22 protein-coding genes and 2 tRNA genes are annotated in these 22,635 nt (G+C 49.3%); 15 read left to right on the top strand and 9 right to left on the bottom strand.

What is annotated here, in order from left to right; genetic code table 11:
- The first annotated feature begins 540 nt into the window (after nt 1-540).
- Both EL633_RS08420 and EL633_RS08415 read left to right on the top strand, forming a co-directional pair.
- The gene (locus EL633_RS08420; RefSeq protein ID WP_126626758.1) at nt 541-1,182 is read left to right on the top strand and encodes an RNA polymerase sigma factor; all 642 of its coding nucleotides are present in this window, start codon (nt 541-543) and stop codon (nt 1,180-1,182) included.
- Between the two features lie 116 nt (nt 1,183-1,298).
- Entirely contained in the window at nt 1,299-1,502 is a 204-nt protein-coding gene (locus EL633_RS08415) for a hypothetical protein (RefSeq protein WP_126626757.1), read from the top strand.
- A gap of 265 nt (nt 1,503-1,767) precedes the next feature.
- Here the strand turns inward: EL633_RS08415 and EL633_RS08410 are convergent, their stop codons facing one another.
- Entirely contained in the window at nt 1,768-2,217 is a 450-nt protein-coding gene (locus tag EL633_RS08410; protein WP_126626756.1) for a nitroreductase family deazaflavin-dependent oxidoreductase, read from the bottom strand.
- A 263-nt stretch (nt 2,218-2,480) separates the two neighbouring features.
- On the opposite strand from EL633_RS08410, the gene EL633_RS08405 reads away from it, so the two are divergent.
- The 6 genes from EL633_RS08405 (at nt 2,481) to EL633_RS08385 (ending at nt 8,142) form a co-directional block, all read left to right on the top strand.
- Nucleotides 2,481-3,077 carry a TetR/AcrR family transcriptional regulator gene (locus tag EL633_RS08405; RefSeq protein WP_161982037.1) on the top strand — a complete coding sequence of 199 codons (597 nt, stop codon included), beginning with the start codon at nt 2,481-2,483 and terminating at the stop codon, nt 3,075-3,077.
- Nucleotides 3,078-3,479: 402 nt separating this feature from the next.
- The gene (locus EL633_RS36510; protein WP_161982036.1) at nt 3,480-3,635 is read left to right on the top strand and encodes a hypothetical protein; all 156 of its coding nucleotides are present in this window, start codon (nt 3,480-3,482) and stop codon (nt 3,633-3,635) included.
- 301 nt (nt 3,636-3,936) lie between these two features.
- A complete protein-coding gene (locus EL633_RS08400; RefSeq protein WP_161982035.1) occupies nt 3,937-4,968 on the top strand; it encodes a WD40 repeat domain-containing protein in 1,032 nt (343 codons plus the stop codon).
- A gap of 1 nt (nt 4,969) precedes the next feature.
- Nucleotides 4,970-6,088, top strand: a complete 1,119-nt coding sequence (locus tag EL633_RS08395) for a lipid II:glycine glycyltransferase FemX (protein ID WP_126626753.1) — start codon at nt 4,970-4,972, stop codon at nt 6,086-6,088.
- 105 nt (nt 6,089-6,193) lie between these two features.
- Entirely contained in the window at nt 6,194-6,586 is a 393-nt protein-coding gene (locus tag EL633_RS08390; protein WP_126626752.1) for a hypothetical protein, read from the top strand.
- Between the two features lie 170 nt (nt 6,587-6,756).
- Nucleotides 6,757-8,142 (top strand): S53 family peptidase, encoded by a 1,386-nt coding sequence (locus tag EL633_RS08385; RefSeq protein ID WP_126626751.1) that lies wholly within the window; start codon nt 6,757-6,759, stop codon nt 8,140-8,142.
- 149 nt (nt 8,143-8,291) lie between these two features.
- Here the strand turns inward: EL633_RS08385 and EL633_RS08380 are convergent, their stop codons facing one another.
- Nucleotides 8,292-8,672 (bottom strand): hypothetical protein, encoded by a 381-nt coding sequence (locus tag EL633_RS08380; RefSeq protein ID WP_126626750.1) that lies wholly within the window; start codon nt 8,670-8,672, stop codon nt 8,292-8,294.
- 540 nt (nt 8,673-9,212) lie between these two features.
- Between EL633_RS08380 and EL633_RS08375 the strand changes: the two genes are divergently transcribed.
- Entirely contained in the window at nt 9,213-9,794 is a 582-nt protein-coding gene (locus tag EL633_RS08375; RefSeq protein ID WP_126626749.1) for an RraA family protein, read from the top strand.
- Nucleotides 9,795-9,919: 125 nt separating this feature from the next.
- Here EL633_RS08375 and EL633_RS08370 read toward each other — a convergent pair.
- The 3 genes from EL633_RS08370 to EL633_RS08360 form a co-directional block, all read right to left on the bottom strand.
- Nucleotides 9,920-9,993: transfer RNA gene (locus EL633_RS08370), tRNA-Val, on the bottom strand.
- Nucleotides 9,994-10,034: 41 nt separating this feature from the next.
- Nucleotides 10,035-10,114: transfer RNA gene (locus tag EL633_RS08365), tRNA-Leu, on the bottom strand.
- Between the two features lie 41 nt (nt 10,115-10,155).
- Nucleotides 10,156-11,382 carry a glucosaminidase domain-containing protein gene (locus EL633_RS08360; RefSeq protein ID WP_126626748.1) on the bottom strand — a complete coding sequence of 409 codons (1,227 nt, stop codon included), beginning with the start codon at nt 11,380-11,382 and terminating at the stop codon, nt 10,156-10,158.
- Nucleotides 11,383-11,747: 365 nt separating this feature from the next.
- Between EL633_RS08360 and EL633_RS08355 the strand changes: the two genes are divergently transcribed.
- From EL633_RS08355 to EL633_RS08340, 4 genes are all read left to right on the top strand, one after another.
- Nucleotides 11,748-14,135: a serine/threonine protein kinase gene (locus tag EL633_RS08355; protein WP_126626747.1), complete on the top strand. Its 2,388-nt coding sequence runs from the start codon at nt 11,748-11,750 to the stop codon at nt 14,133-14,135.
- Between the two features lie 10 nt (nt 14,136-14,145).
- Nucleotides 14,146-15,084 (top strand): tRNA (adenosine(37)-N6)-dimethylallyltransferase MiaA, encoded by a 939-nt coding sequence (gene miaA / locus EL633_RS08350; protein ID WP_218027444.1) that lies wholly within the window; start codon nt 14,146-14,148, stop codon nt 15,082-15,084.
- 405 nt (nt 15,085-15,489) lie between these two features.
- A complete protein-coding gene (locus EL633_RS08345; RefSeq protein WP_126626746.1) occupies nt 15,490-15,768 on the top strand; it encodes an Lrp/AsnC family transcriptional regulator in 279 nt (92 codons plus the stop codon).
- 17 nt (nt 15,769-15,785) lie between these two features.
- On the top strand, nt 15,786-16,337 hold the full coding sequence (locus tag EL633_RS08340; protein WP_126626745.1) for a GNAT family N-acetyltransferase: 552 nt from the start codon (nt 15,786-15,788) through the stop codon (nt 16,335-16,337).
- Nucleotides 16,338-16,396: 59 nt separating this feature from the next.
- On the opposite strand, the gene EL633_RS08335 is transcribed toward EL633_RS08340, so the two are convergent.
- From EL633_RS08335 to EL633_RS08320, 4 genes are all read right to left on the bottom strand, one after another.
- Entirely contained in the window at nt 16,397-17,440 is a 1,044-nt protein-coding gene (locus EL633_RS08335; RefSeq protein ID WP_126626744.1) for a helix-turn-helix domain-containing protein, read from the bottom strand.
- Nucleotides 17,441-17,548: 108 nt separating this feature from the next.
- Entirely contained in the window at nt 17,549-18,427 is an 879-nt protein-coding gene (locus EL633_RS08330; protein WP_126626743.1) for an ABC transporter ATP-binding protein, read from the bottom strand.
- Between the two features lie 124 nt (nt 18,428-18,551).
- Nucleotides 18,552-19,334 carry an ABC transporter permease gene (locus tag EL633_RS08325; protein WP_126626742.1) on the bottom strand — a complete coding sequence of 261 codons (783 nt, stop codon included), beginning with the start codon at nt 19,332-19,334 and terminating at the stop codon, nt 18,552-18,554.
- A 28-nt stretch (nt 19,335-19,362) separates the two neighbouring features.
- On the bottom strand, nt 19,363-20,076 hold the full coding sequence (locus EL633_RS08320; protein ID WP_126626741.1) for a hypothetical protein: 714 nt from the start codon (nt 20,074-20,076) through the stop codon (nt 19,363-19,365).
- A 400-nt stretch (nt 20,077-20,476) separates the two neighbouring features.
- On the opposite strand from EL633_RS08320, the gene EL633_RS08315 reads away from it, so the two are divergent.
- Nucleotides 20,477-21,928 carry a sensor histidine kinase gene (locus EL633_RS08315; protein ID WP_126626740.1) on the top strand — a complete coding sequence of 484 codons (1,452 nt, stop codon included), beginning with the start codon at nt 20,477-20,479 and terminating at the stop codon, nt 21,926-21,928.
- A 17-nt stretch (nt 21,929-21,945) separates the two neighbouring features.
- The gene (locus EL633_RS08310; RefSeq protein ID WP_126626739.1) at nt 21,946-22,608 is read left to right on the top strand and encodes a response regulator; all 663 of its coding nucleotides are present in this window, start codon (nt 21,946-21,948) and stop codon (nt 22,606-22,608) included.
- Nucleotides 22,609-22,635: the final 27 nt, after the last annotated feature.

Here is a 22,635-nt window from a genome sequence, read left to right as displayed (position 1 = left end):
TAGTTATCCACATTTAGCAAGTTGCACCAATAATAAGTTGCGCCAATAATAAGTTGTGCTGAATGGTGCGCCTCGCGCACCATTCAGCACAACTCACTAAATGTTGGGCACTTCAGTGCCTGCGTGTGCCTAAGTACTATCAACCCCCATACCTTGGAAATGAAAACCACAAGCATCACCCCTCAAATAAAAGACATCTATATCACGTCAACCATAATCCCAAACATGGTAACGCAGGGATAATTTCCCCAAAAAACCTGTAACAGAACCCTCCTCCACGATCGTGTTCTAAGAAAGAAATACAATCCTCTAATCTAATCCTATACACAATACCTAAGCTTAAAATTTGATAAGAAATAACTGAGAAATAGATTAAAAATAGAAGCTTAGAAAATCTTAAGGTAGTACCAAGATTCTCTTAATCTTTTAAAATTATGCTTAGAGAGCTCAATGGTAGAGCTTATAAGCTCCAAAAACGCTTGCAATTTCAACCTGAAAAAATTATGCTATAGGAGTCAAAAGAAAGTGAGGTTGTCAATTATGCAAGTTAAAGAACACACACGAGTTCAAAAAACACAAAATACTGAAATCACTGATGGAATGCTAGTTACACAAACACTCGCAGGTGACCAGTCTTCCTTTGAAGTATTAGTGCAACGCTACAATACTCCACTCTTCAATTTTATTTGCCACTTGCTGGGTGATTATGATCTGGCCTGTGACGTATCACAGCAAGTATTTCTGCAACTCTACATCTCGATGCCAACCCTGCGGACTGGCGAGCCTCTGAAGGCCTGGCTGTTCCAGGTAGCACGCAACCGCTGTTTGGACGAACTGCGTCGCAAGCGCTCCATCCACTTCTCCGAATTAGAATCAAATCATGATGACGACGATCTGTCGCCACTGGATATCATGCCAGATACACAGCCGCTACCAGACGAAATGGCTGAGCGCAGTGATTTGAAAAGCGCTTTACGTGAAGCCATCGACGCCTTACCACCAAAATTCCGCTCTGTCGTTCTGCTGCGCTATGCCAGCCAGTTAAGCTTCTCTGAGATTGGGAAGACCCTGAACATGCCAGAGGCAACCGCCAAAACATATTTCCAGCGTGCTCGCCCGTTGCTGCGTACCGCGATGGCTAAACACTGGAAACCAGAACAGGTCGCAGAGGCCGTTTCTTAATAATTCTAAAGGAATTCTGAAACTTTGCTGAGAAAGCTTGGAAAATCTGAAACTTCTTTCTAATGTTATTCGTGTTAAAACCAGACAAATGTATGAATAACTTAGAGGGAGTTCTTATGAAGAATATATCACTGGATTTGCTAGAAAACGATTTTGATAATGATTCCGATGTGGATGAACTCTTTGAGCAGCTTGCTCAATTTGAGCCTCCTGTCGACATGGTTGATCGTATCATGCAAGCAGTAGCAGAACTTCCTTTTACATATGAGAAACCCGTATCGCCCTGGACTAACCTTGAAGTACTGGCAATCGCAAAATAATTCACTTTCTACAAAATGACAATAAAGACCCTCACTGGCAAGGCATTTATGCCTTGCCTTTTTGTTGTTAATTTGTGTTAGCGCTAACACTTTGCGCATGGGTTGTGCGCCCGCTACGCGGGCGGGAGGGGGGCACAGCTCCCGATCCCCCAGTCAAGGGGCTCGCCGCCCCTTGCATCCCCGCTTTCTTATTAAATGATGTCTGACAGACTACCAGGCTTTGTTCCATTGCTTATGGAAACCATGTGCATCTATTACAAGTCTTCTAGTCCTTCTCAGTGACACATTCTAAGAGCACTATTGGCATAGTACGAGACGTTCCTTTTTGAGCCTTAGCGAAGTCTGGTGCTTGTCTTACGACTTCTGCGAAGAGACGGTCACGTTCGGCTGGTGGCGCAACGGTCGCACGGACGTTCAATTGCTCGGTCTCAACTTCAATCGTGACATCATTTGGATGAGCGAGAATATTATAGTACCAGTCGGGATTGCGGGGGGCACCACCATTTGCTGCAATAAGGATGTACGTGTCGCCCTCTTTGATGTAGCGCAATGGAGTAGTACGTGGTTGATTGCTCCTGGCACCGTGTGTGTGAAGCAAGAGAAATTCTGGACCTGGAAAATTTTTCATCTTGCCTCTATTTGCGCGAAACTCATCAATAATCTGCGGATTAAGCGTCCTGGCTAGCCGAGTCAACTCTTCGTGATTGGTACTCATGTTTTTTTCTCCTATCAACTGTACGATGCTCATGAAACATGTAGCTTCGCAAACAGCCCTCTCTCCAAAGAAGAGAACCATCTTGCTTCGCTACTACTGTTCTTTCGACAACTGTGTCGTGTATACTACACAGTAGCAAAAATACCATGTGTTTGAGTGCAAAACAACCAGCAAACAGGCAGGCGCGTCGTGTAAACAACACAGAGGTGAAACTGTTGCTTACACATAGGGAATATGAGAGCATACTGAGGGAAGAAATCACTATGACACCATCTGTTAATCTGCGTGATCCACGGGTCAAACGGACCCGTCAGCTGTTGCTGCAAGCGTTCATCGCCTTAGTGGAAGAACAGCACAATCTTCACTCGATTTCGGTGAAAGAGGTTGCGGAACGTGCTACGGTCAATCGTGCTACCTTTTATGCCCACTTTGAAGACAAATATGCATTGTTACAGTGCTGGATGCACCAGAAGTACCACCAGAGACTCACCAGCCAATTTCCTGCCTCCTCCACCTTGCAATTGAGTACCTTGCGTCAACTGATTCAATCGGTGTTCGATGTGCTTGCGCTCTTTCGTTCCTATCTCAAACCAGGCGATAGGCAGTACGAGCCGCTCTTCGAGAATGTGCTTCAACAAGAACTGTACACCCTTCTCTTGAGATGGCTCAAGCAGGTTCCATCAGAAGTTTCTTTGCAAGAAGAGGTAGGAGAAACCACGGCGCAGGTCATCAGTTGGGCGATCCTGGGTCCCGCCACACAATGGAGCCGGGGAGATCAAACGGTTTCAGCAGAAGAGATGACCCAGCGCGTCTTGAGCGTCGTGATTGCTGGCTTATCACCTGTCATCACGGTTGCTTGACTGGAATTTTAGGAATCGGGGTAGCGCTCCAGAAAAGTCAAGTGCCTTTACGTTAACATTGCGTTGAGTTGGCTTGAGAAGGTACCTCAGCTATAAACTACCAGCGCATAGCCATTATTGTTCCTTTTGGCCGATAGGATGCTCGTGAGCGCCCTATCAGCCATTTTATCATGTCCTCTGAGCCACATCATGAGGAAAATTCCTTAGCATAGTTTTTCGGTTCCATTAATACTCAGGAGCCTATACATATGTTGGCATTAAGAAATATTTATGAGAAAAAACTCCCTGTTAGACGCTAAAATTAGTCTTTACTCGTAAAGCATATTATAATGTAAAGCATATTATATGTTCATGTCTTTCTCATTAAATAAATACATTACTCGTTGGAAGGAACTACATTATATGGTACAGGATGTCATTAAGAAAGCATCAAAGGTCTCTTTTATACGCATTATGAATGACACTAGTGGTGAAACTATTTTTAACATTCCAATCTGGGTTGTTGCTTTAATTGCGATTGCTCTTTTCACCATTATTCGTGTGCGTAAGAGTCGCTAATTCAATCTCTTTTATAATCCAGAACATACTTTAAAGACTATAAAAAAAGTTTAAGCGCTAGATAGAATATACCCATTATCTATTCTATCTAGCGCTTAAGCTTTTTTTGTGGATCCAGCGAAGAAAGTTTGAGGATAGCCTATTTGGATTAAGTTGTCATGTTTGATATGCTATAACGATTTTATTGATGAATTGTATCGCATAAGGAGTTCTGTGTTCTCTGAAAGTCTCTATACGTACTTTCGTGTATGAACGTAATTGATTGTAGCCAATACTGGCATGAGCGCAAAGGAAGATGTGTATGAACGTGCTACCTACTGAGCCTTATATGGCGCATTTACGGGCGGCTTCGTTTGAGTTGGAGTGTGGGCTGCTGTTACAGGACCAGTATTATTCGTCGCTTGTCGCGCTTGTCTATGCCGATCAGGAGCCGTCTTTTCATCTCTCTATCGCTTGCACTCTACCTGGATATGCTATCCAGTTGTGGGAGCTGAAAGGTCAGCAGAAGCCTGAAGCTTGTTTGCGCTATCAGGAACATACGGATGAGATAACTGCCCTTGCCTGGTCTAAGGATCATCGGTATGTGGCGTCGGCCAGTGAAGATAGGAAGATTCTTATCTGGGATGCGCTGAGTGGTGAGACACGTCTGGCTTATACAGAGCAAGCTGTTGTGCGTGCCCTTGCCTGGTCGCCGGATAACCATTTTTTAGTGGCGGGTGACGAGAATAATAGTATTTCTGTGCTTCATACTGCTCAAGCAAGTGTACGTGCTATCGATACCAGACAACTGGATGGTAGCTATGGAATTGATGCCCTTGTCTGGTCCCCCCATGGGGATAAATTTGCTTCGGTCGGCGACGATAATGTTGTTTCGATCTGGGATGCCGAGACAGGCATGATCCTTTTGCGCTATACAGGCCATGGGGATCAATGGGTGCTCAATCTTGCCTGGTCGCCAGATGGACAATGGATCGCCTCTGGTGCCGATGATATTCATCTCTGGCACGTAGAGACAGGCGCATGTCAGTTTGTCTATACAAAGCACGACACGGCCCAATTCTGGATCGACCAGATTGCCTGGTCGCCAGATAGCAAGCTTATTGCCTCCAGTACCACCAACAATGTTCTGCATATCTGGAACCCGCAGCGGGAGGATCCGCTGTATGTGTGTAACCATCCTTATCAAGCTGGCCAGCTTGAAGGTCTGATTGCTAATGCATTGGCATGGTCAATAGATTTGAGCCAGCCTGCAAGCGCTGCGAAGCACCTCGCCTTTGCCAGTTGTAACCGTGTAGTCAGTCTGATCGACATATCAGAAGAAGAGAGAGAATAGAATGGAAGCATGCTTAATCACGGATGCGCAAAAATGGAATGATTTTATTGCCACATCTCCTTTTGGTGCCATTACCCAGACCTATGAATGGGGGATATTAGCCCGACGTGCCGAGTCGATCCCGTTGTATTGTGGGGTGCTGGACGATCAGGACAACTTATGTGCCGCCATGCTGATACTGGTTATGCGTCTCCCGAAAATCAACAATAGCTATTTTTATGTGCCCCGTGGACCGATTATCACGGATCCTGACTCAGCAGCCCTCTCATTCCTGCTCCACTTTGTCGATAGCCTGGCCCGCAAATATAATGCTTTTATGCTAAAAATCGATCCGGTCGCTGACCAGCATGACGCAGTCTGGCTACAAGCTTTTGCGCATCATGGCTTCATGGCTACCGACAGCTTCATCCATGGACGTGGAGAATGGGTCCTCGATATCTATCCTGATGAGAAGCAGCAACTGGCCCATATGAAGGAGAAATGGCGCTATAATGTGCGACTGGCGCAGCGTAAGGGTGTAAAAATTCGCCAGGGCCATACTCCCGAGGATATCCAGATCTTTCATACCATCTTGCAGGAGACCAGTGAGCGAGACCAATTTTTCATTCACGCGGTCGATCATTTTGAATATCTGATGAAACTATTTGAAGAAGGTGAGAAGGCGGAGCTATTTCTGGCCGAGTATGAAGGGCAGGCCATCGCGGGAATTATCGTGATGCGTAGTGGCCAATGGTGCTGGTATCGCTATGGCGCCTCCTCATCCCAGGGACGCAATGTGATGCCCAATCATCTCTTACAATGGACCAGCCTCCAATGGGGACGTGAGCATGGCTGTACCCACTATAACTTCATGGGAATACCAGCCGTGCTAACCGAAGCCGAGGGTCCGAAAGATCCCAACTGGGGCGTCTACAACTTTAAGCGCGGCTTTGGTGGACAGGCCCGCTGTGCCATGCGTAGCCAGGAGAAGCCATATAATCCGACCGTCTATCGACTCTATACGCTGGTCCGCGAACTGAAACACCGCTATGCCACCGCCAGATACGAGCGCTCAGAACTTGCCAGGAAGCGCCAGGAATACCAGACGAAAAAAGGAGAAGAGTCGCTACCGGCCAGATAAATTATCGATAAAACGCAGATAACGACTTCTTACCACGATAACGTGAGCCCTATATGCATCATTATGCGTACCAAACTTAAACTGAAAAAAAGTTGAGGACAAGTAATGATGCATATTTCCGCGCAAGTATTGACCATACTCATAATCGTAGGAATATTTTTTATGATCATAGGATCGATATTAGGGATCTATTTTGATTTAAAAGCTCTACGCATGTACAGGCAACTGGGTAGCACACAACGCTGGTATCAGCGCCCTACCCTCATGAATGCTTCAGGTTCGCTTCTGCTGCTCACCTTCCCGGTACTGAGTATTGCGATGGTAGCTCATATCTTACCTGAAAATATTTTTATCTATATACTTGGAGTCTGCCTGCTTTTACTGGCGTTTACTTTAGTGACCTATGGTTTTATCCTGTCACTCAAGGCTCGAAAAGGTGACAATCTCCCTCCACAAGTCAGAGCCATGATAGAGGAGCAAAAAAATAAAAATAGCTAAATAGTGCTAGTGAGTATGATGTATGGTAACTATTTATGCTTTTCGTAAGACATCTTAAATAGGGATATATCATCATGAAGGAAGTCTGATATATCCTTAATCAGGTTTATAGATGCTTTAGTCGAAAAGTCCGTTCCATGATAAAGCGGCTTTTTTGAAAGGGATTTCAGTTGAAACGTAGCGAGTATTCACGATCTGTTCGGCCATACTACTATGTATCGGTAGTGGCCCTTATTCTGAGCGCCGTCCTCTTTACTTCGGAGGTTGCCCTGGTGCCAGCTAAAAAGAGTCTGGCACACTCGACCGGGGCTCTTTCCAGCCAACATAGTCAGGCGCTTATCCAGGCTGGCCCCATTCCACCGAGTGGCGCGTATTGTCGGTCCCAATTTAATATCGATTGTTATAATCCACAGCAGATGCGGGACATCTATAACGTCACGCCACTGATCAAGGCAGGTTATACTGGCAAAGGCCAGACGATCGTGATTATTGATTCCTATGGTAGCCCGACTATTGAAGAAGACTTGAAAACTTTTGATGCCGGTTTTGGTCTGCCAGATCCTCCCAGTTTCAAGATCATGGCCCCCCTGGGAACCCATACCTTTGATGATAGTGTTCCAGACGATGATGCATGGGCATTAGAGACAACACTGGATGTAGAGTGGGCCCACGCCATTGCTCCGGAGGCCAGCATTGTGCTACTCACCAGTCCAGTTGATGAGACACAGGGTATTCAAGGCTTACCAGAGTTCCTGAAATTGGAACAGTATGCTCTTGATAATCATCTTGGCAAGATTATTTCTCAGAGTTGGGGTACCGCTGAGAATAATCTTTTTGCCGCCGCCGATAGGCATATATTCGAGGACTTCAATTCATTCTACAAAAAAGCCGCCGATCAGCACGTTACCGTTTTCGCGACCTCGGGCGATTACGGGACGGCGAATAATGATCTGACAGGCAATGTCTATCCCTATCCAACAGTCCTCTTTCCTGGCTCCTCACCATATGTCACGACCGTTGGTGGAACCGAGTTGAAGACCAGTACAGACGGTAGTTATCAGGGAGAGGTCGCCTGGGATGTTGATCCCTATGTTGCCACGGGTGGTGGTATCAGCCAATACTATCCAGAACCTGCTTACCAGAAGCAGCATCTGCCGGGTGCTATTCAGCGGCAGCTGGGTGGGCATCGCGGCACGCCTGACGTTGCCTATAACGCTTATGCAGGCTCATCAGTCTTATTCTACTTTAGCTTCCGTGGAGCCGCCAAAGCTGGCTATTACAATGTTGGGGGAACCAGTGAAGGCGCGCCCCAGTGGGCTGGTATCGCGGCCATCGCCAACCAGTACGCACATTGTCCGCTCGGCTTCTTGAATCCCAAATTATATAAACTCGCCGATAGCCACGCATACTCCCGCGACTTCCATGATATTACCGAAGGAAGTAACGGGCTCTATGGTGTTCCTGGTTATAATGCTGGACCGGGTTGGGACCTCCTCACTGGTTGGGGATCGCCAAACGCCACCAATCTCGTACACGATCTGGCCAGAGACAAATAGGTACTACTTGTATTATTGCCAGTTTTCCGTCGCAGCATGATCCAAAAAAAATACTATGCAGAGAATTTTCTCTGCATAGTACTCTGGCACCCTCGACAGATCAGCCCATGCGGGCGAGTGAATGAACGAACGTAAATGAAGCGCTCTGTTTAAGTACGCCGTGAGACATTTTGCCGCCAGTGGAGGATCAACAAGAGGCAAAGGATCACTTCAATAACTTTAACAGAGACATCGAACGGATCAAATGATCCCTCACTTGGACTTCCCAGGAACAACCAGAGAATGATGGTGAGGAGTGTGTAGCCGAGCAGCACCCAGCGTGTTATCCCCTGATACGCTTTCAGTGCTGGTAAGAAGAATGCTCCCAGAAGACCCAGATAGCCAATGCCATTTAACAAGAACCAGAAGCGCAGGTCCTCATCTGGTTGAGCCGCCAGATAGAAATGTGCAAGGGCAGTACCAAGAGCAAGTAGCAGAATGGCAATAGACACAAACTCAACGCGGGACTCTCTCTGTGTAATATCACTCATGGTGAAACACTTTTTCCTTTTCTGATGAATAGGAACAACGTTAAGAGCTCCAGGTTACTTTGAATTCAAAAACCTCCTTTCAAGAACGTATGCATATCTGTATACATACCCTTATATATTAATCTACAATTATGAGAATGGGCTTAAATTTACAATAATTATTCTAGACCATTCTTCTATAATATCTATATCCGATGACCTCTATGGTTATTGATTACATATAAATAATCTAATGATTACTTAATATTGAGCTTGTATATGAGCTTGTTCATGTTAATAGTAGGTTAATTATTATCGAAATCACTCTCTATTCCAAAAATGCTCAAGATGTTTTTGGTAATAGTATGGGCAAAATAGCTATAATTTTTTTATGATGTGGTAGTGAGCATATATGCTTCAAAGGATTTTCAGGCTGATGATTTATTTTATGATAGATAAAGCAAGACATGATGTTTTTTACTACCAAATTGTATTTCTGCCTCCTGGGAGATATACTGAACAAGCAAATAAGCAATTGATGAAAGGCAGATACAAATATTTATGGAAAAATTTCCAGAGTGGCTTAACGCAACATTGGCATCGGATGCAAGTGAAGGTGAAGGTGTTCTTCCCGGCAACATACTGCCTCTACAAGCAAATGCTTTGGTTGTGGGTCCTGCTTATGTGCTGCTGATGAGCCAGGATGATAATCTGTCTGTGCGCAAAGTGTTAGAGAATCTACCTGCGCCAGGTACGGTCCTTGTTGTCGCGGGTGGTAGCAGCTCGCGTGCCGCTACTGTGGGTGGCTTGATGGCACTAGAAATACAGAACGGTGGCATTGCAGGCCTTATTACTGACGGGTTAGTACGCGATTCCCGTGAGATCCGTGAGCTGGGTTTCCCGGTCTGGTGTCGTGGTGTCACACCCATTGCACCAAAGAAAAATGGACCTGCCATCGTTGGCGGTACAGTCTCTATTGGCGGCAAGGTAATACGTGAAGGTGATCTCGTCATTGCCGATGATGATGGCGTGGTTATCTGGCCCCAGGAACGTATCGCAGACCTGCTGCAAAAGGCTGAAACACGATTGAAGCAAGATAATGAGCGCCTGGCACGTCTACACATGAACAAGCCATCTGAATAAGAAGCGCCCTTCACTGACTTTTGGTAGAGCGGCTGCTTTACACGCAGTAGGTTTAAAGTACCAAAAAGCCCATTCATAGCATTTGTACCTGCTTGCTATGAATGGGCCTGGGAAGCACTTAGAGGTGGGCGATTAGGGATTCGAACCCCAGACCTACTGCGTGTAAAGCAGCCGCTCTAACCAGCTGAGCTAATCGCCCTTGTTTATCATTTAGTTCTCAGGATGAGATGCTAAATTGGATGCCCTCGAGTGGACTCGAACCACCACGCCTCTCGGCACAGCCCCTCAAGCTGCTGCGTATACCATTCCGCCACGAGGGCATTTCCTTTCGGATTACGTGAAGTATCATACACCGCTGACGCTACTTTGTCAACTGTTTTCTATGCGAATTTTCTGGCACTTTGCTGAATCGTGAGTTTAATTCTGTTGTTTTCTGGTTGTTTGTGCTTGACTGGCTGATTATGAGCGGCTGGAGCTTTTCGGTGACGGTTGTGGTTATGTAAGGAGTTGGCGGTACTGCTCCCAATTTGACGAGTATAGGGGTCGGTGGGACTGGTACTGGCGCCAGTTCTTCTGTGGTGGTGAAGCGCCACAGTATCTCAGCTTTTTCTGGCTGTATGTGCATAGAAGATGTGGTTGCAACTGCTATTGGTAACGCTGTGACCATCTTTCCCCTTGTTTTACGTCGTCCGATGGCGAGCCCTGTGAGTGTCAGGATGGCGATGAGGACCAGGATGGTTCCTGTGGTGAATATGGGTTGTTGCTGAAGCGGGGTTGCGGATGTGGGTGGCTTCTTTGTCTGGTGGATCGGGTGCGCGCGATGATGGATTGGTACGTCGACTGACTTTTCGGTGGCGCTATTGCCTTCGTTCTTTGCCTGCCATAACTGACGGCGCTTCTCGGCGATCAGGTGTTCCCAGTCTTTTTCGTGGCCGATGGGTATATAGGCACGGACCCGGACTCCGGCTTGTGATGTGGGATGTTGCCGGGTGGTTGCGGTTGGCACTGGTGCCGGTGGCGGGGCTTGATAACGGTATCTGGCCATCAAGCTGGTGACTTTATAGGCCCAGTTGCCGGCTCCTGAGGTGCCAACATAGGGGATGCTGATGCTATAGACGGTGGTGACGCCACGACCAATGATGTAGCCGTTGCTGATTAAGCGAAACCAGTCGATGATGGCTGCGGCATAGGATGGATACATGGTGTAGCCGTCGTAGCCAGATGGATAGCCAGCACTTCCACGGACACTACCGGGATTGCGGTTTCCAAGTCCGACTCCGGCCATGCCGTCGTTGGTTTCGGCCCACCAGACACCCATGGCGAAGGCATCATCAATGTTGCTATTGCGTGAGGCTTGCTCTACGATTGTGCCTGTGCCGACCATTGGGCTCCCCATCTGCGCGAAAATATGGTCAATCGTGGTTGCCGATAGGGAAGGACCTCCAGTGACAACGGCATCAACGGCATGGCTGTGCCGTGGCGTCTGCCAGAGGCAGCCTGCCAATCCGCCTGTGGCAATGGTAAGTGAACTTAGCACGAGAACTAGATACGTTTTTTGCCAGCTACGAAAGCTAAAACTACTTGTCATACAAAAATACTACCTCTGACTCTCCTACGAACATTTGTTAGAGTTATTATAAACAGAGGTATGAAATAATGAGCTTGTCAATATTTTGTGCAACATTTGTACTATAAGGCTCGCAAAATGTTACCTGAAATTGTGGTTGTGTACGTTTTACATAGTGACACTGAATTACGTCAAATTATGTGTACGATTCTTTGAAGGCACAGTGATAGAAGTAATGGGCATACATCTAAATGGATCTTAACATGACTCAATGTTCTAGTCAGTAATCTACCTTCCTATTAGGTAGTAGGTTCTAACAGAGGTATGCTATACTGAAGGGCACTCTTTTCAATCGTGTGAGCGGCGTTCACGGTTGCATGTAGAGCATGTCATATCCCGTACAGATGCAGAGAAAAGATGGGGGGCGCACAATCAGCGGCCGATCGAAAAACCTAACCGGTCATCTGGACCGAGGCACCTTTCTTCATAAGCGCTACCAGATCCAAAAGGTGATTGGAAAAGGTGGCATGGGTGCGGTATATCTGGCGAAGGATCTCAAGGAGCAAGGGGAGCTCTATGCGATTAAGGAAATGAGCCTGTCGTTGATCCCGCCAGCTGAACAGCAACAGACGATCCACAACTTTAAGGTTGAGGCCAAGATGTTGTGGTCTTTGCATCATCCCAATCTTCCGACGGTCCATGGGGTCTTTACCCAGAATGATCGCTATTTCCTGGTGATGGATTATATCGATGGACTTACACTGGAGGAGCTGTTAGAGCGCAATGGTGGCCCATTCCCTGAGCGCAGGGCGTTAGATTGGGCACGTCAGCTCTGTGATGTATTGGCTTATCTGCATAGCCACTCACCTCCGATTATTTTTCGCGATATGAAGCCTGGCAATATTATGTTGACGCGCAATGGACAGATTAAGCTAATTGATTTTGGTATTGCGCGTTTTTTTCGCCCTTCACATGCACAAGATACTCAGGTATTGGGTACGCCGGGCTATGCTCCACCAGAGCAATATGGGAAGGCGCAGACGGATGAGCGCTCAGATATCTATGCGCTGGGCATGACGGTATTTCATCTTTTGACCAATACCCTTTCGGATGAGGGCTTTGGCTTGGAGAATGTGCGTAAGATTAATCCGCGCATTTCTCCGATGGTGGCGCGTGCGCTTGAGAAGGCCACGGCCATCAAGCCTAGCGATCGCTATGAGAGTGTGGAGATGTTCCGCCATGCGTTACTCGGTGTGGGTACCTTTGGTTTCGCTAGTGGCGAGGTGGCTTCGACCCCTGAAGAACTGGCAACGCTCTGCGCGACCTATCCAGAGGAGGCTGCGGAATATCTCCTGGATAAAGAGATTGAGTCCTGGCTGCTGGACCTGGGTGAAGATGAGTTGTCCACGCTAGCCAGCGAACTGGCGCATACTGTACCGGATCCGATGGATGCGATTGAGCAGTTTGTCGAGTCCGTCTTTATGAATAAAACTGGTGTGGCGGTTTATAATCCAGCACCAGCTATCAATACCAACAGCACAGTGAACAACATCGATGCGAAGGGGCGCAATGGTACGATACGCCACCATACGCCGCCACCCGTGACGCCAATCAGCGGTAGTACGCGCACACGCTCGACCCCTAAAGGCCATACACCAGTGCCGGTGAGTCCGCGTACCCTGGATTTCGGCACGGTCTATCCAGGCATCTCGGCACCATTGAAGATGAGTATTGGCGATAGCGCTGGCTATGATATCAGTGGGACAATCCATACATCCGACACCTGGATCCAATTGAGTCAGACGGTATTTGATGCGCCCCTGACCGAGATCAATGTGCGAGTGAATAGTTTACAGCTTACGCGCCACACGCATTATAGTGGCATGATCTTTATCCAATTAGATGATGATACGCGCGCCGAAATTGTCGTCAAGGTCGAAGCGGAGGTCCAGGGCTTCATTGTGCGCAACAAGCGCCATCCTGGCCGTACCAATGGTGCTGACCTGGATTACTATGATGATGAAGATGATCTCGATTATTATGATGATGTCGCGGAACTTGAGGACGCAGGAGCAACGCAGATCATAACTCCCGCCATGGTGCTCAAAGGTCATGGGAAGGATGTAGAGAAGTACGGAACCCCATATCGGAATGATTGGGATCTCCAGCCGATGGGACCGCTTCTACAGCGCTGGCAGTCGCTGATCCTGACATTTCTGTGTTCATTTATGACGGCCAGCCTGGGCTATATCTGGCTGGCACCCTGGCATCCATTACCGTCCAATATGAATCCGATCTTTTTGCTCACCCTTTTTATTGCCATTCCAACCGCCGCGCTTGGCTCGCTGGTACTCCAATATACCCGCAAATGGCGGCCGCAGGATATCTATAACCGTTTTCTGACCGGCATGACCAGTTCGTTGCTGGTTGTGGGTCTGGCAGAGATGATCTGGCAAATAGCTGTGCGCGCGCAACTTGGTTGGATCCAGTTGATAGTGATGCTAGCCTGTGCGGCCCTGGGAGCCACGGTTGGCGTTTGTCAGCGACCCAATCGAGCCATTCTGGCCTCGATTAAGAGTGTCCAGACCTCAACCAGCCAGTCGCGCGTGATGATGATCGTGCTGGCGGTCCTGGTCGGCTCAATCCTGGGCATCTTTCTCACCTTTGGTTTTGGCCTGAACCTCTTTACACTGTTTGGTATCCTGTTAGCGGTAAGTATTACCGTAGGATTAGTTGAGCGGGTCGATTATCTGGTCAAATATAAACGGTTATAGAAGGTTTGCAGTGGAGAATGAAACGAGCGAGCAGCCGGACTTGGTAGTGCTACTGGGACCGACTGCTTCGGGTAAAAGTGCCCTGGGGATAGCGTTGGCACAGGAGTTTAACGGTGAGATTGTCTCGGCGGATTCCCGCCAGGTCTATATTGGTTTGGATATCGGGACGGCCAAGGTGACGCCCGCTGAACGGGCCCTGGTACCTCATCATCTGTTGGATGTGGTGGAGCCGCAAGAGATCTATAGTGTGTCGCAGTTCCAACATGATGCGATCGCGGCGATCCAGGCTATTTTGCAGCGTGGTCATCAACCATTTCTCGTTGGTGGGTCCGCCCATTATATCCAGACCGTCGTTGATCACTTTGATATTCCGACCGTCGCGCCTCAACCCGATCTGCGTGCCCGCCTGGAGTCCCAACCTCTTGAACAGTTACTGGCGCAACTGGCGGTATTGGATCCTGTCAGTGCGGAGACCATTGATAGCAAAAATCCACGCCGTGTCATACGTGCGCTTGAGGTCTGTCTGGTAACCGGAAAACCCTTCTCACAGCAGCGTGGCATCTCACAACCACTGTACCGTTGCCTGCTGCTCGGCATCGACTGGCCGCGCCCACTCCTCTATCAGCGTATCGATAGCCGTATCGACGAACGCATGCAGCAAGGCCTGCTACAAGAGGTCCAGGAACAACTGGCTCGTGGCCTGACCCATGAGCGCCTGGATTCCTTTGGATTAGAATATCGCTTTGCCAGCCGCTTGCTCCGTGGTGAATTTGCCAGCGAAGCCGAGATGATCCAAAAGTTAAAATACGCCTCACACGATTTTACGCGTCGCCAGCTCAGTTGGTTCAGGCGCGACAAACGCATCATCTGGCTCAACGCAGAAGGTGACCTCCTCGCCCAGGCCAGTTCAGCCGTCCAAACCTTCCTCGCCCACTGCTCCCCCACTTGAGCATGACCATGGGTGGTGATCCGAGCGTGGATGTGACAACGTGAGAAGCAGGCCGAGCGTGCGTCGAGTGGGTGTGAGAAGTTGGCGTGACGCCCACTCGGCGTACGCTCGGTTGGCTAATGGCGCTCACTCGACGTACACGACGCCACGCCATGGAGTCGGAGAATTCCTCTTTTCCCATCTTCAAGATGACATGTTTGAGCGGCGTGTCATGCGTGAAACGATAGCGGGGACAAGCTCTTCCGCTATGTGGGCCCAACTATTTGTCCTGGTATGCGATATAATAATGAGGACCTATCCATTGTCGGGTTGGGATTTTGGTTGAGAGGTGGGATGGGTAAGAAGGGCTACTGGCTAAAAGTGGCGCAATTGTAGTTGGTTTGTTTGCAGAAAGGGAATGTTGCGATGGTTACCGCTCTTGTCTTGATCAATGTGCAGCGAGGCACCGTGAATGAGACGGCACAACGCTTATTAGAGGTGGATGGAGTGGCGGAAGTCTACTCTGTGACCGGCGAATATGATCTGGTAGCGTTGCTGCGCTTCCAAAATTATGAGGACCTGGCTGGCGTTGTGACCGACCATATGCTGCAAATTACCACGATTACTCAGACCCATACCTTGATGGGCTTTAAATGTTTTTCCCGTGCCGACCTCCAGCAAGCCTGGGACCTGGGAGTGGAGTGAGTAGAATATAATATTTTATGATTCTGACAACAGAACGATTGATTCTTCGCGATTTTGAGGAGCAAGATTGGAAACCGACCTTAGAATATCAATCGGATCCCGAATTTTTACGCTATAATCCGTGGACGCAGCGTTCAGAGATGGATGTGCGTTCTTTGATCCGGATCTTTATCAACTGGGGACGTGAGCGGCCACGTAAGAAGTATCAGTTGGCGATTGTGCTGAAGGAGAATAATCAGGTGATCGGCAATTGTGGCCTGCGTATGACCTATGCTGAGGCTGGTATGGCCGATCTAGGCTATGAATTGGATCGTCGCTATTGGGGTCGTGGTTATGCAACTGAGGCGGCGTATGCCTTGCTACAATATGGCTTTGAGCAACTCCATCTCCACCGCATCTGGGCCTATTGTCTGCTGGAAAATACGGCCTCGGCACATGTGCTGCAAAAGATTGGCATGCGCTATGAGGGCTCACAGCTAGAGAGCGAATGGATGAAGGGACGCTGGTGGACAACCCTGCTGTTTGGCTTACTTGAACGCGAATGGTGGGAGCAACATCACCGCTACTAGCCATCCGCTTTACCACATTGAATGTATCCAACTGACATGGCTAGCCAATTGATAACTGGCTACCATGTCCATACGCGGGCATCTTTAAACGCAGCCTCTCCTGGTCCTGTAGACATAGAGCCCGCCAGTACCCCGATCCCTCCATGATTGTATCCCTGATCTTCTAACGCTGTGATTTGCTGACGATTGACGTAGAGCGCCAACGTGTTATTCTGGGCCACCACTGCCAGCAAATTGTGCTGATTTAGTCCACTATGGAAATTCTGGCTAATCCCTTGATCCAATAATGTGGCGTGTTCAATATCATGGCCGTTGAAGCGATAGAGTTTATAATCGCCGTTGGTGTGGATGCGGAAAAGATAATACTGTCCGTCAATACTATTTTCTGAGCGGAAGACGATGCCCCCGAAGTCGCCCTGATGGATCGTCATATCAACCTCATAGGCAAAGTTTTTATAATCGGTTTTCTGGGCCAGACAGGCATGGAAATAGCCTGTGTTTGGTTGGAAGGCCACATATTCACCATTCTTAAAGAGGCAACTAGCCTGGGATTCATTGGCTCCCTCTTGCCAGTTGAGGTTAGCATCTGGCTGCCGCAAACTATCATCAAGTACCAGTTGGCCAGTATGCGCCACATACGGATTGGGTGCGCCAAAGCTTATAAAGCCAGTGGTATAAGCGATGATGATGCTGGCGATGACCAATAGTGTGCATGTTGATGCAGCCAGCAGCCAGGTCCGTTTTGTCTGTGGATGGCGGGTAACGGATTGCAGTGCAGCAGGATTTTCTGGAGCCTGGACTGAGATCGACGTTTCTGGTGCCTGGAGTGTAATGTTGGTGGCAGGTGTGTCTTCTGTACCTTCAGGAGTGCCGATGGTGGGAGTGGATGCGGTAAGCAGACCAAGTTCCTGGGCATCCATATCCAGTTGTGAGCAGAGCTTCTCACGGAAGTAAGCGGATGGGAACGATATATTGCGTTCCCAGGCACTGATGCGATTGGGCGTTGTGCCTAGCTCTTCAGCCATACGGGCCTGTGACCAGCCTCGTACCTCGCGCTGATATTTTAGAATCTCATGGAATGCACCATGTTGCCTGGTCTCCATCCTGCACACCTGCTTTGCCTGATAAGCGAGCTTTCTATGTCCTGCTCAAAACAAATATAATGCATGATCCTCATCATATTTAAGTATAACTGTTTTGAGCAGGAATTTCTATGCATGCTGTGCCGTTTTCTGCATGAACCAGACATAGCCATCTTCCAGTCCTGGCTCGGCTGGTGTGGCGCGGTGATTGGCTGCGGGCGTACCCACGATACGATACTGGCTACTATTTTGCATATGGATAGTTGAGACGATGCTAAAGTCGCCCTCAGGCCGTGAGCCGTTGGTAGCAATATTCCAGACAGAGCCCTGGGTCTGTTGTAGCATCTCGGTGATGGTGCCCTGGAAAATGACCTGACCAGCCTTCATCATGGCGATATTGCGGCAGGTCTGAGCGATATCTTCAACGATATGGGTTGAGAGCAGGACGGTGCGCTCGCCAGCCAGATCTGAGAGCAGATTGCGGAAGCGGATACGCTCCTCGGGATCCAGTCCGGCGGTTGGCTCATCGACGATCAGGAACTTTGGATTGTTGAGCAGGGCCTGAGCGATACCGGCACGGCGCTTCATACCTCCCGAATAGGTCTTTAATTTGCGGTTGGCAACATGCGTTAAGGCCACCATTTCAAGTAATTCCTCGACCCGTTGTTGACGTATCTTGCGCTCACTCAGACCTTTGAGTAAAGCGATATAATCCAGAAATTCACGCGCACTCAGATCGGGATAGACACCCAGTTCCTGGGGTAAGTAACCCAGAATATTCTGGACAGCCTGACGTCCGCGCTCGCTGCTGGCATCATATTCGCCAACCATAATTTTCCCATCGGTCGGCTGTAAGATGCCTGCCAGGATACGCATAAATGTCGTCTTACCAGCTCCATTGGGACCAAGCAGGCCAAACATACCATTGGGAATCTCCAGAGAAAGATTATTTAAGGCGTGTACATTACCATGATAGACTTTATTGAGGTTTTCAATCTGGATCTGCATAATAGTAAGAATCCTTTCAGAAAAAGCTGGATGATTTCATATCTATAGGATAATGGTTAGAGCTGCTAAATGGATGCGGCCAGAGGCCTGTTTTTCTGGTAGGTCTGGAGTCCTGTCGCTTTCGCTATTGGCGGGCCTTCTGCCACTGCTGGTAGCTGTTTAATGCCAGGATCAACAGGATTGAGAGCCCTAACAGGACAAGGATGCTGAGCAGTCCGTCGATGGCGCTGGCGTGGTCTACGGGAAAGACTGTGAGGCCAAAGAAGCCACGGCTACTGTAACCACCGGCTGGTGTCAGGATGGTGTCGCTGATCGTTGGGATGCCTCTGGGCTTGTAGAGATTGCCCCAGAACCAGTAGCCGACAAACAGGAATTGGAAGACGGGCGCCCAGATCAGTGCTGGTATGGCCGTGGCTACGGCTCCGACAAAGAGCATGCCGGGTAGGATGATGGTGACAAAGGTCGTGATGGCTAGCAGGAAGACCTGCGCATTCAGTGTTTGTATAAAGATGACCAGGATACCAAGCAGGTAGAAGAGTATGATCGGGAGCATGGTGGCACAGGTGTTGCCAAGGTACTTACCAAACAACCTGGCACCCGCCGAACCCGGTAGCGTGGTCAGGATCTCCTGGACATGGATACGTTTATCGCGCGGCAGGCGATCGGCGATCAGGATAGCCACGGCCACCGGTAATAGATAATTAACAAGATTGGTCCAATAGACAGTCGTAACCAGTAGCGGCGCATTCTTCAGGTGTAGCACCACATCAAGTACTCCCGGTGTACGGAACATAAAGCCCAGCATGATCAACTCGATCAGTCCCATAGTGATCCAGAGCCATGGACGGCGTGCCTGCATCAGAAACTCGTATTTCCAGGCTCCATAGAAGGTTGCCAGCTTATACATTGGTCGTATTTCCTTTCCCCATCTGGCCTTATTCGGCACTCGCACTTTTCAATAAACTTTCCGTGTTGCGTAAGAGTAGCCAGTTGATCGGTAGCAGTACGATGGCCATGACCAGCAACTCCAGGCGATTACTGAGCCAGAATGAGGCTTCAGGTAGCAATGTCGTAGGAAAGAGCACCAATGGTTGCAGCCAGGGACTGGTGGGCAGTAGATTCTTGATGAATAGCGCCTCCAGGATCCATAGTCCTCCCAGGATGGCACCGCTGGCGGCGATACTGTGCGTTAGCAGGGTAATGCAGAGCCCCACACTCATAAACCAGAGCAGCGGAGCAAGCCAGATGAGTTGGCCCAGCAACCATTGCACGAGTAGCGGCAAGGGCTGTAGCTGTGCGGGCTGATAGCCAAGATGGAAGAGAAACATGATGCTATTGGTCAAGAAACCGATACAGCAAGCCCAGATAGTAACCAGCGCAAAGCGGCGCAACACTGTGCGTTGATATTTGGTCGGGAGCGCCATCTGAAGCTCTAACGCTGGATCATAGAGACTGGTCGCCGCCACAATAGCGCCCACGGCCAGCGGCAAAAACATCTCCTGACAGGAGACCAGAGCATGCGATACATCCACTCCCAGCAGGTGTAAGAAGAAGCCCAGCAACGCGAACAGCAGCACGACCAGTAGGGGAGGGACGATCACCTTCAAACCCAGCAGGCGTAGCTCATAGCGTAACAACTGTGTATCCATACTATTTTCCTTTATGCTTTAAATGCTCAAACCATGGTGACAACAAGAACAGCAAAAGACCAGATCTCCCAGCGTAACGTAGCGGCAGGGCTCGTCCCTGCGCCCAGTACCACGTACGACCACGAACGCGTAAGAGGCTCGACACACTCGGATCTGCCAGCCTCAGGAATACGTGTTTGAGAGGCATATTATACGTGAAGTGGTAGCAGGGGCAAGCCCTGCCGCTACTTTGGCGCTTGATCTGTCTAAAGCATAAGAGGAAATGCTGTTTTTGTGATGCGTCTTCAGGCGTGTCTTGTTGATACGACTCGGGACCTATCAGAGCCATAATGATGTGTTATACTTGGATTTATCGCTTATTTGCTGCGATAACAAGCTTGTGCATTGGAGCCGTCTATTTATGGCATTGTTGAGGCGATTGCGGCAGCGCTTACAATGGAAATTGACCCTGTCGGCGCTGCTGACGACGGTGATTACCGTTTTTCTGATTGAATTGCTCACGGTCCTGCTCGTCCTTGGCTATTTTTTTGTGTTTCCGACCCACATATGGGAAAACAATCTGCAGAGCCTGGCTACTCAGGCCAGCCCCTTTTTTGTGAATGATCGTCCGGATCGTGCGGAACTGAGCAGCTGGCTCAAGATCTCTAATAATCAGGTGAATACAGCCTATGTGCAATCCCCCCATAGCTTTATGGCTGTAGTTGATCGCCGGGGAACAATTCTGGTCGCGCAGGGAGGTAATGCCCATCCTCAACTGGCCGCCCTGCTCTCTACTGAGGAGCGCCAGCATCTTCAGGATCTTTTGAATGGAAAGCCACAGGCGAGCTCGGTCTGGTCCCGGCAGGATGCGGATCAGGTGACACTGATTATGGCTCCCGTGAAGGATGGTGCACAGATCAAAGGGGCGCTGATCTTGCGCTCCGATCAACTGGCGAATGCGGGCTTTTCAGCGAATCTGGGCAATCTCTTGCCGCTGCTGATCCTCAATCTGGTGGTGATTATGTTGCTGGCCGCCATTACAGGCATGATTGCCGGCTATCTGATGGCCCGTAGCTTTACCCGTCGTTTCCAGCGGCTCTCGGTCGTGGTAGATGCCTGGAGTCGTGGAGATTTCACGCTACGGGCTAAAGATGCTTCTGAGGACGAGTTGGGACAACTGATGCGGCAGCTTAATCGTATGGCGGAACAGTTGCAGCAATTGCTCAGCACGCGTCAGCAACTGGCGACCTTAGAGGAGCGTAACAGGTTGGCGCGCGATCTGCACGATAGTGTGAAGCAGCAGGTATTTGTACTGGCCATGCAAGTTGGCGTTATCCGCATACTGCTGGGCCGGGATGTGGCCGCCGCCGGTCAGCGCTTAAATGATATGGAGCAACTGGTACGGGATGTACAGAAAGAGTTGACCTCTTTGATTCGTGAGCTGCGTCCAATTGCGCTAGAGGGTAAGCAGCTGGGACAGGCGCTACAGGCGTATGTGCAGCAGTGGCGGGACCAGACGTGGATCGCTACCGATATCCAGATTGATGACAGCTGTGCCGTCTCGGCTGAGCTGGAAGATGCGTTATTTCGTATCGCGCAGGAGGCCCTCTCAAATGTGGCCCGCCATAGCAATGCCTCTCATGTGCAGGTTCAGTTGCATTGTCAGGATGAGCAAGTGACGCTACTGATCGCTGATAATGGGAAAGGCTTCCAACAGGATAAGCTGGAGAAGCGCGGTGTGGGCCTGCTCTCTATGCAAGAGCGGATCCAGGCATTAGACGGCCAGATCGAGATTGAGAGTACGCTTGAGGAGGGTACACGGGTACAGGTGTACTGTCGCAATCGTTCTGTACCTGTAAATGCAGGCGAGTAGAAGAAAGGACGTAAACGATGCAAGAAGCGGCGATCACCGTAATGTTAGTCGATGATCATAAGCTAGTGCGACAAGGGGTACGCACATTTCTAGAGTTACAACCAGACATCCTGGTCCTGGGAGAAGCGGATAACGGTGAGCAAGCCATCCAACTGGCAACGCAGTTGCAGCCCTCCATTGTCCTGATGGATATGATCATGCCAGGTATGAACGGCATCGAGGCCACCCGCCGCATTCGCCAGGCCAGCCCACAGTCCAAAGTTATTATCCTGACCTCATTTCATGATGATGAATATATATTTCCCGCATTACGAGCAGGAGCCCTCTCGTATGTCCTGAAGGATGTCGGTCCCGACGAGCTAGCTGATACCATTCGTAAGGCGGCCCGTGAAGAATCTGTCTTGCATCCACGGGTCGCGGCGCGTGTCGTCCAGGAGATCCAGGGTGTGAAGAAAGAGGCCCGTAGCCTGGGTGCAGACTTAAGCGAACGTGAGCTAGATGTGTTGCGCTTGATCGCAGCCGGCCATAGTAATGCCGAGATCGCCGAGCGACTGGTGATCAGTGAGAAGACCGTGAAAGGTCATGTCAGTAATATCCTGGGGAAATTGCATTCTGTGGATCGCACCCAGGCCGCAGTCTATGCCTGGGAACACGGCATCGTCCGCCGTAAAGAAGAGTAAGATCAGAGATCAGGAAGGCGATCCACT

The sequence above is a fragment of the Dictyobacter alpinus genome (genome assembly GCF_003967575.1).
GTDB classification, from domain to species: domain Bacteria; phylum Chloroflexota; class Ktedonobacteria; order Ktedonobacterales; family Ktedonobacteraceae; genus Dictyobacter; species Dictyobacter alpinus.
Note: the sequence above shows the minus strand (reverse complement) of the source record. Positions and strands in the feature narration are given on the sequence as shown.

Excerpts from the sequence above, each read along its gene's own strand:
- EL633_RS08420 (WP_126626758.1), top strand. The coding sequence starts at position 541 with ATGCAAGTTAAAGAACACACACGAGTTCAAAAAACACAAAATACTGAA.
- EL633_RS08415 (WP_126626757.1), top strand. The coding sequence starts at position 1,299 with ATGAAGAATATATCACTGGATTTGCTAGAAAACGATTTTGATAATGAT.
- EL633_RS08410 (WP_126626756.1), bottom strand. The coding sequence starts at position 2,217 with ATGAGTACCAATCACGAAGAGTTGACTCGGCTAGCCAGGACGCTTAAT.
- EL633_RS08405 (WP_161982037.1), top strand. The coding sequence starts at position 2,481 with ATGACACCATCTGTTAATCTGCGTGATCCACGGGTCAAACGGACCCGT.
- EL633_RS36510 (WP_161982036.1), top strand. The coding sequence starts at position 3,480 with ATGGTACAGGATGTCATTAAGAAAGCATCAAAGGTCTCTTTTATACGC.
- EL633_RS08400 (WP_161982035.1), top strand. The coding sequence starts at position 3,937 with ATGAACGTGCTACCTACTGAGCCTTATATGGCGCATTTACGGGCGGCT.
- EL633_RS08395 (WP_126626753.1), top strand. The coding sequence starts at position 4,970 with ATGGAAGCATGCTTAATCACGGATGCGCAAAAATGGAATGATTTTATT.
- EL633_RS08390 (WP_126626752.1), top strand. The coding sequence starts at position 6,194 with ATGATGCATATTTCCGCGCAAGTATTGACCATACTCATAATCGTAGGA.
- EL633_RS08380 (WP_126626750.1), bottom strand. The coding sequence starts at position 8,672 with ATGAGTGATATTACACAGAGAGAGTCCCGCGTTGAGTTTGTGTCTATT.
- EL633_RS08375 (WP_126626749.1), top strand. The coding sequence starts at position 9,213 with ATGGAAAAATTTCCAGAGTGGCTTAACGCAACATTGGCATCGGATGCA.
- EL633_RS08360 (WP_126626748.1), bottom strand. The coding sequence starts at position 11,382 with ATGACAAGTAGTTTTAGCTTTCGTAGCTGGCAAAAAACGTATCTAGTT.
- EL633_RS08355 (WP_126626747.1), top strand. The coding sequence starts at position 11,748 with ATGTCATATCCCGTACAGATGCAGAGAAAAGATGGGGGGCGCACAATC.
- EL633_RS08345 (WP_126626746.1), top strand. The coding sequence starts at position 15,490 with ATGGTTACCGCTCTTGTCTTGATCAATGTGCAGCGAGGCACCGTGAAT.
- EL633_RS08340 (WP_126626745.1), top strand. The coding sequence starts at position 15,786 with ATGATTCTGACAACAGAACGATTGATTCTTCGCGATTTTGAGGAGCAA.
- EL633_RS08335 (WP_126626744.1), bottom strand. The coding sequence starts at position 17,440 with ATGGAGACCAGGCAACATGGTGCATTCCATGAGATTCTAAAATATCAG.
- EL633_RS08330 (WP_126626743.1), bottom strand. The coding sequence starts at position 18,427 with ATGCAGATCCAGATTGAAAACCTCAATAAAGTCTATCATGGTAATGTA.
- EL633_RS08325 (WP_126626742.1), bottom strand. The coding sequence starts at position 19,334 with ATGTATAAGCTGGCAACCTTCTATGGAGCCTGGAAATACGAGTTTCTG.
- EL633_RS08320 (WP_126626741.1), bottom strand. The coding sequence starts at position 20,076 with ATGGATACACAGTTGTTACGCTATGAGCTACGCCTGCTGGGTTTGAAG.
- EL633_RS08315 (WP_126626740.1), top strand. The coding sequence starts at position 20,477 with ATGGCATTGTTGAGGCGATTGCGGCAGCGCTTACAATGGAAATTGACC.
- EL633_RS08310 (WP_126626739.1), top strand. The coding sequence starts at position 21,946 with ATGCAAGAAGCGGCGATCACCGTAATGTTAGTCGATGATCATAAGCTA.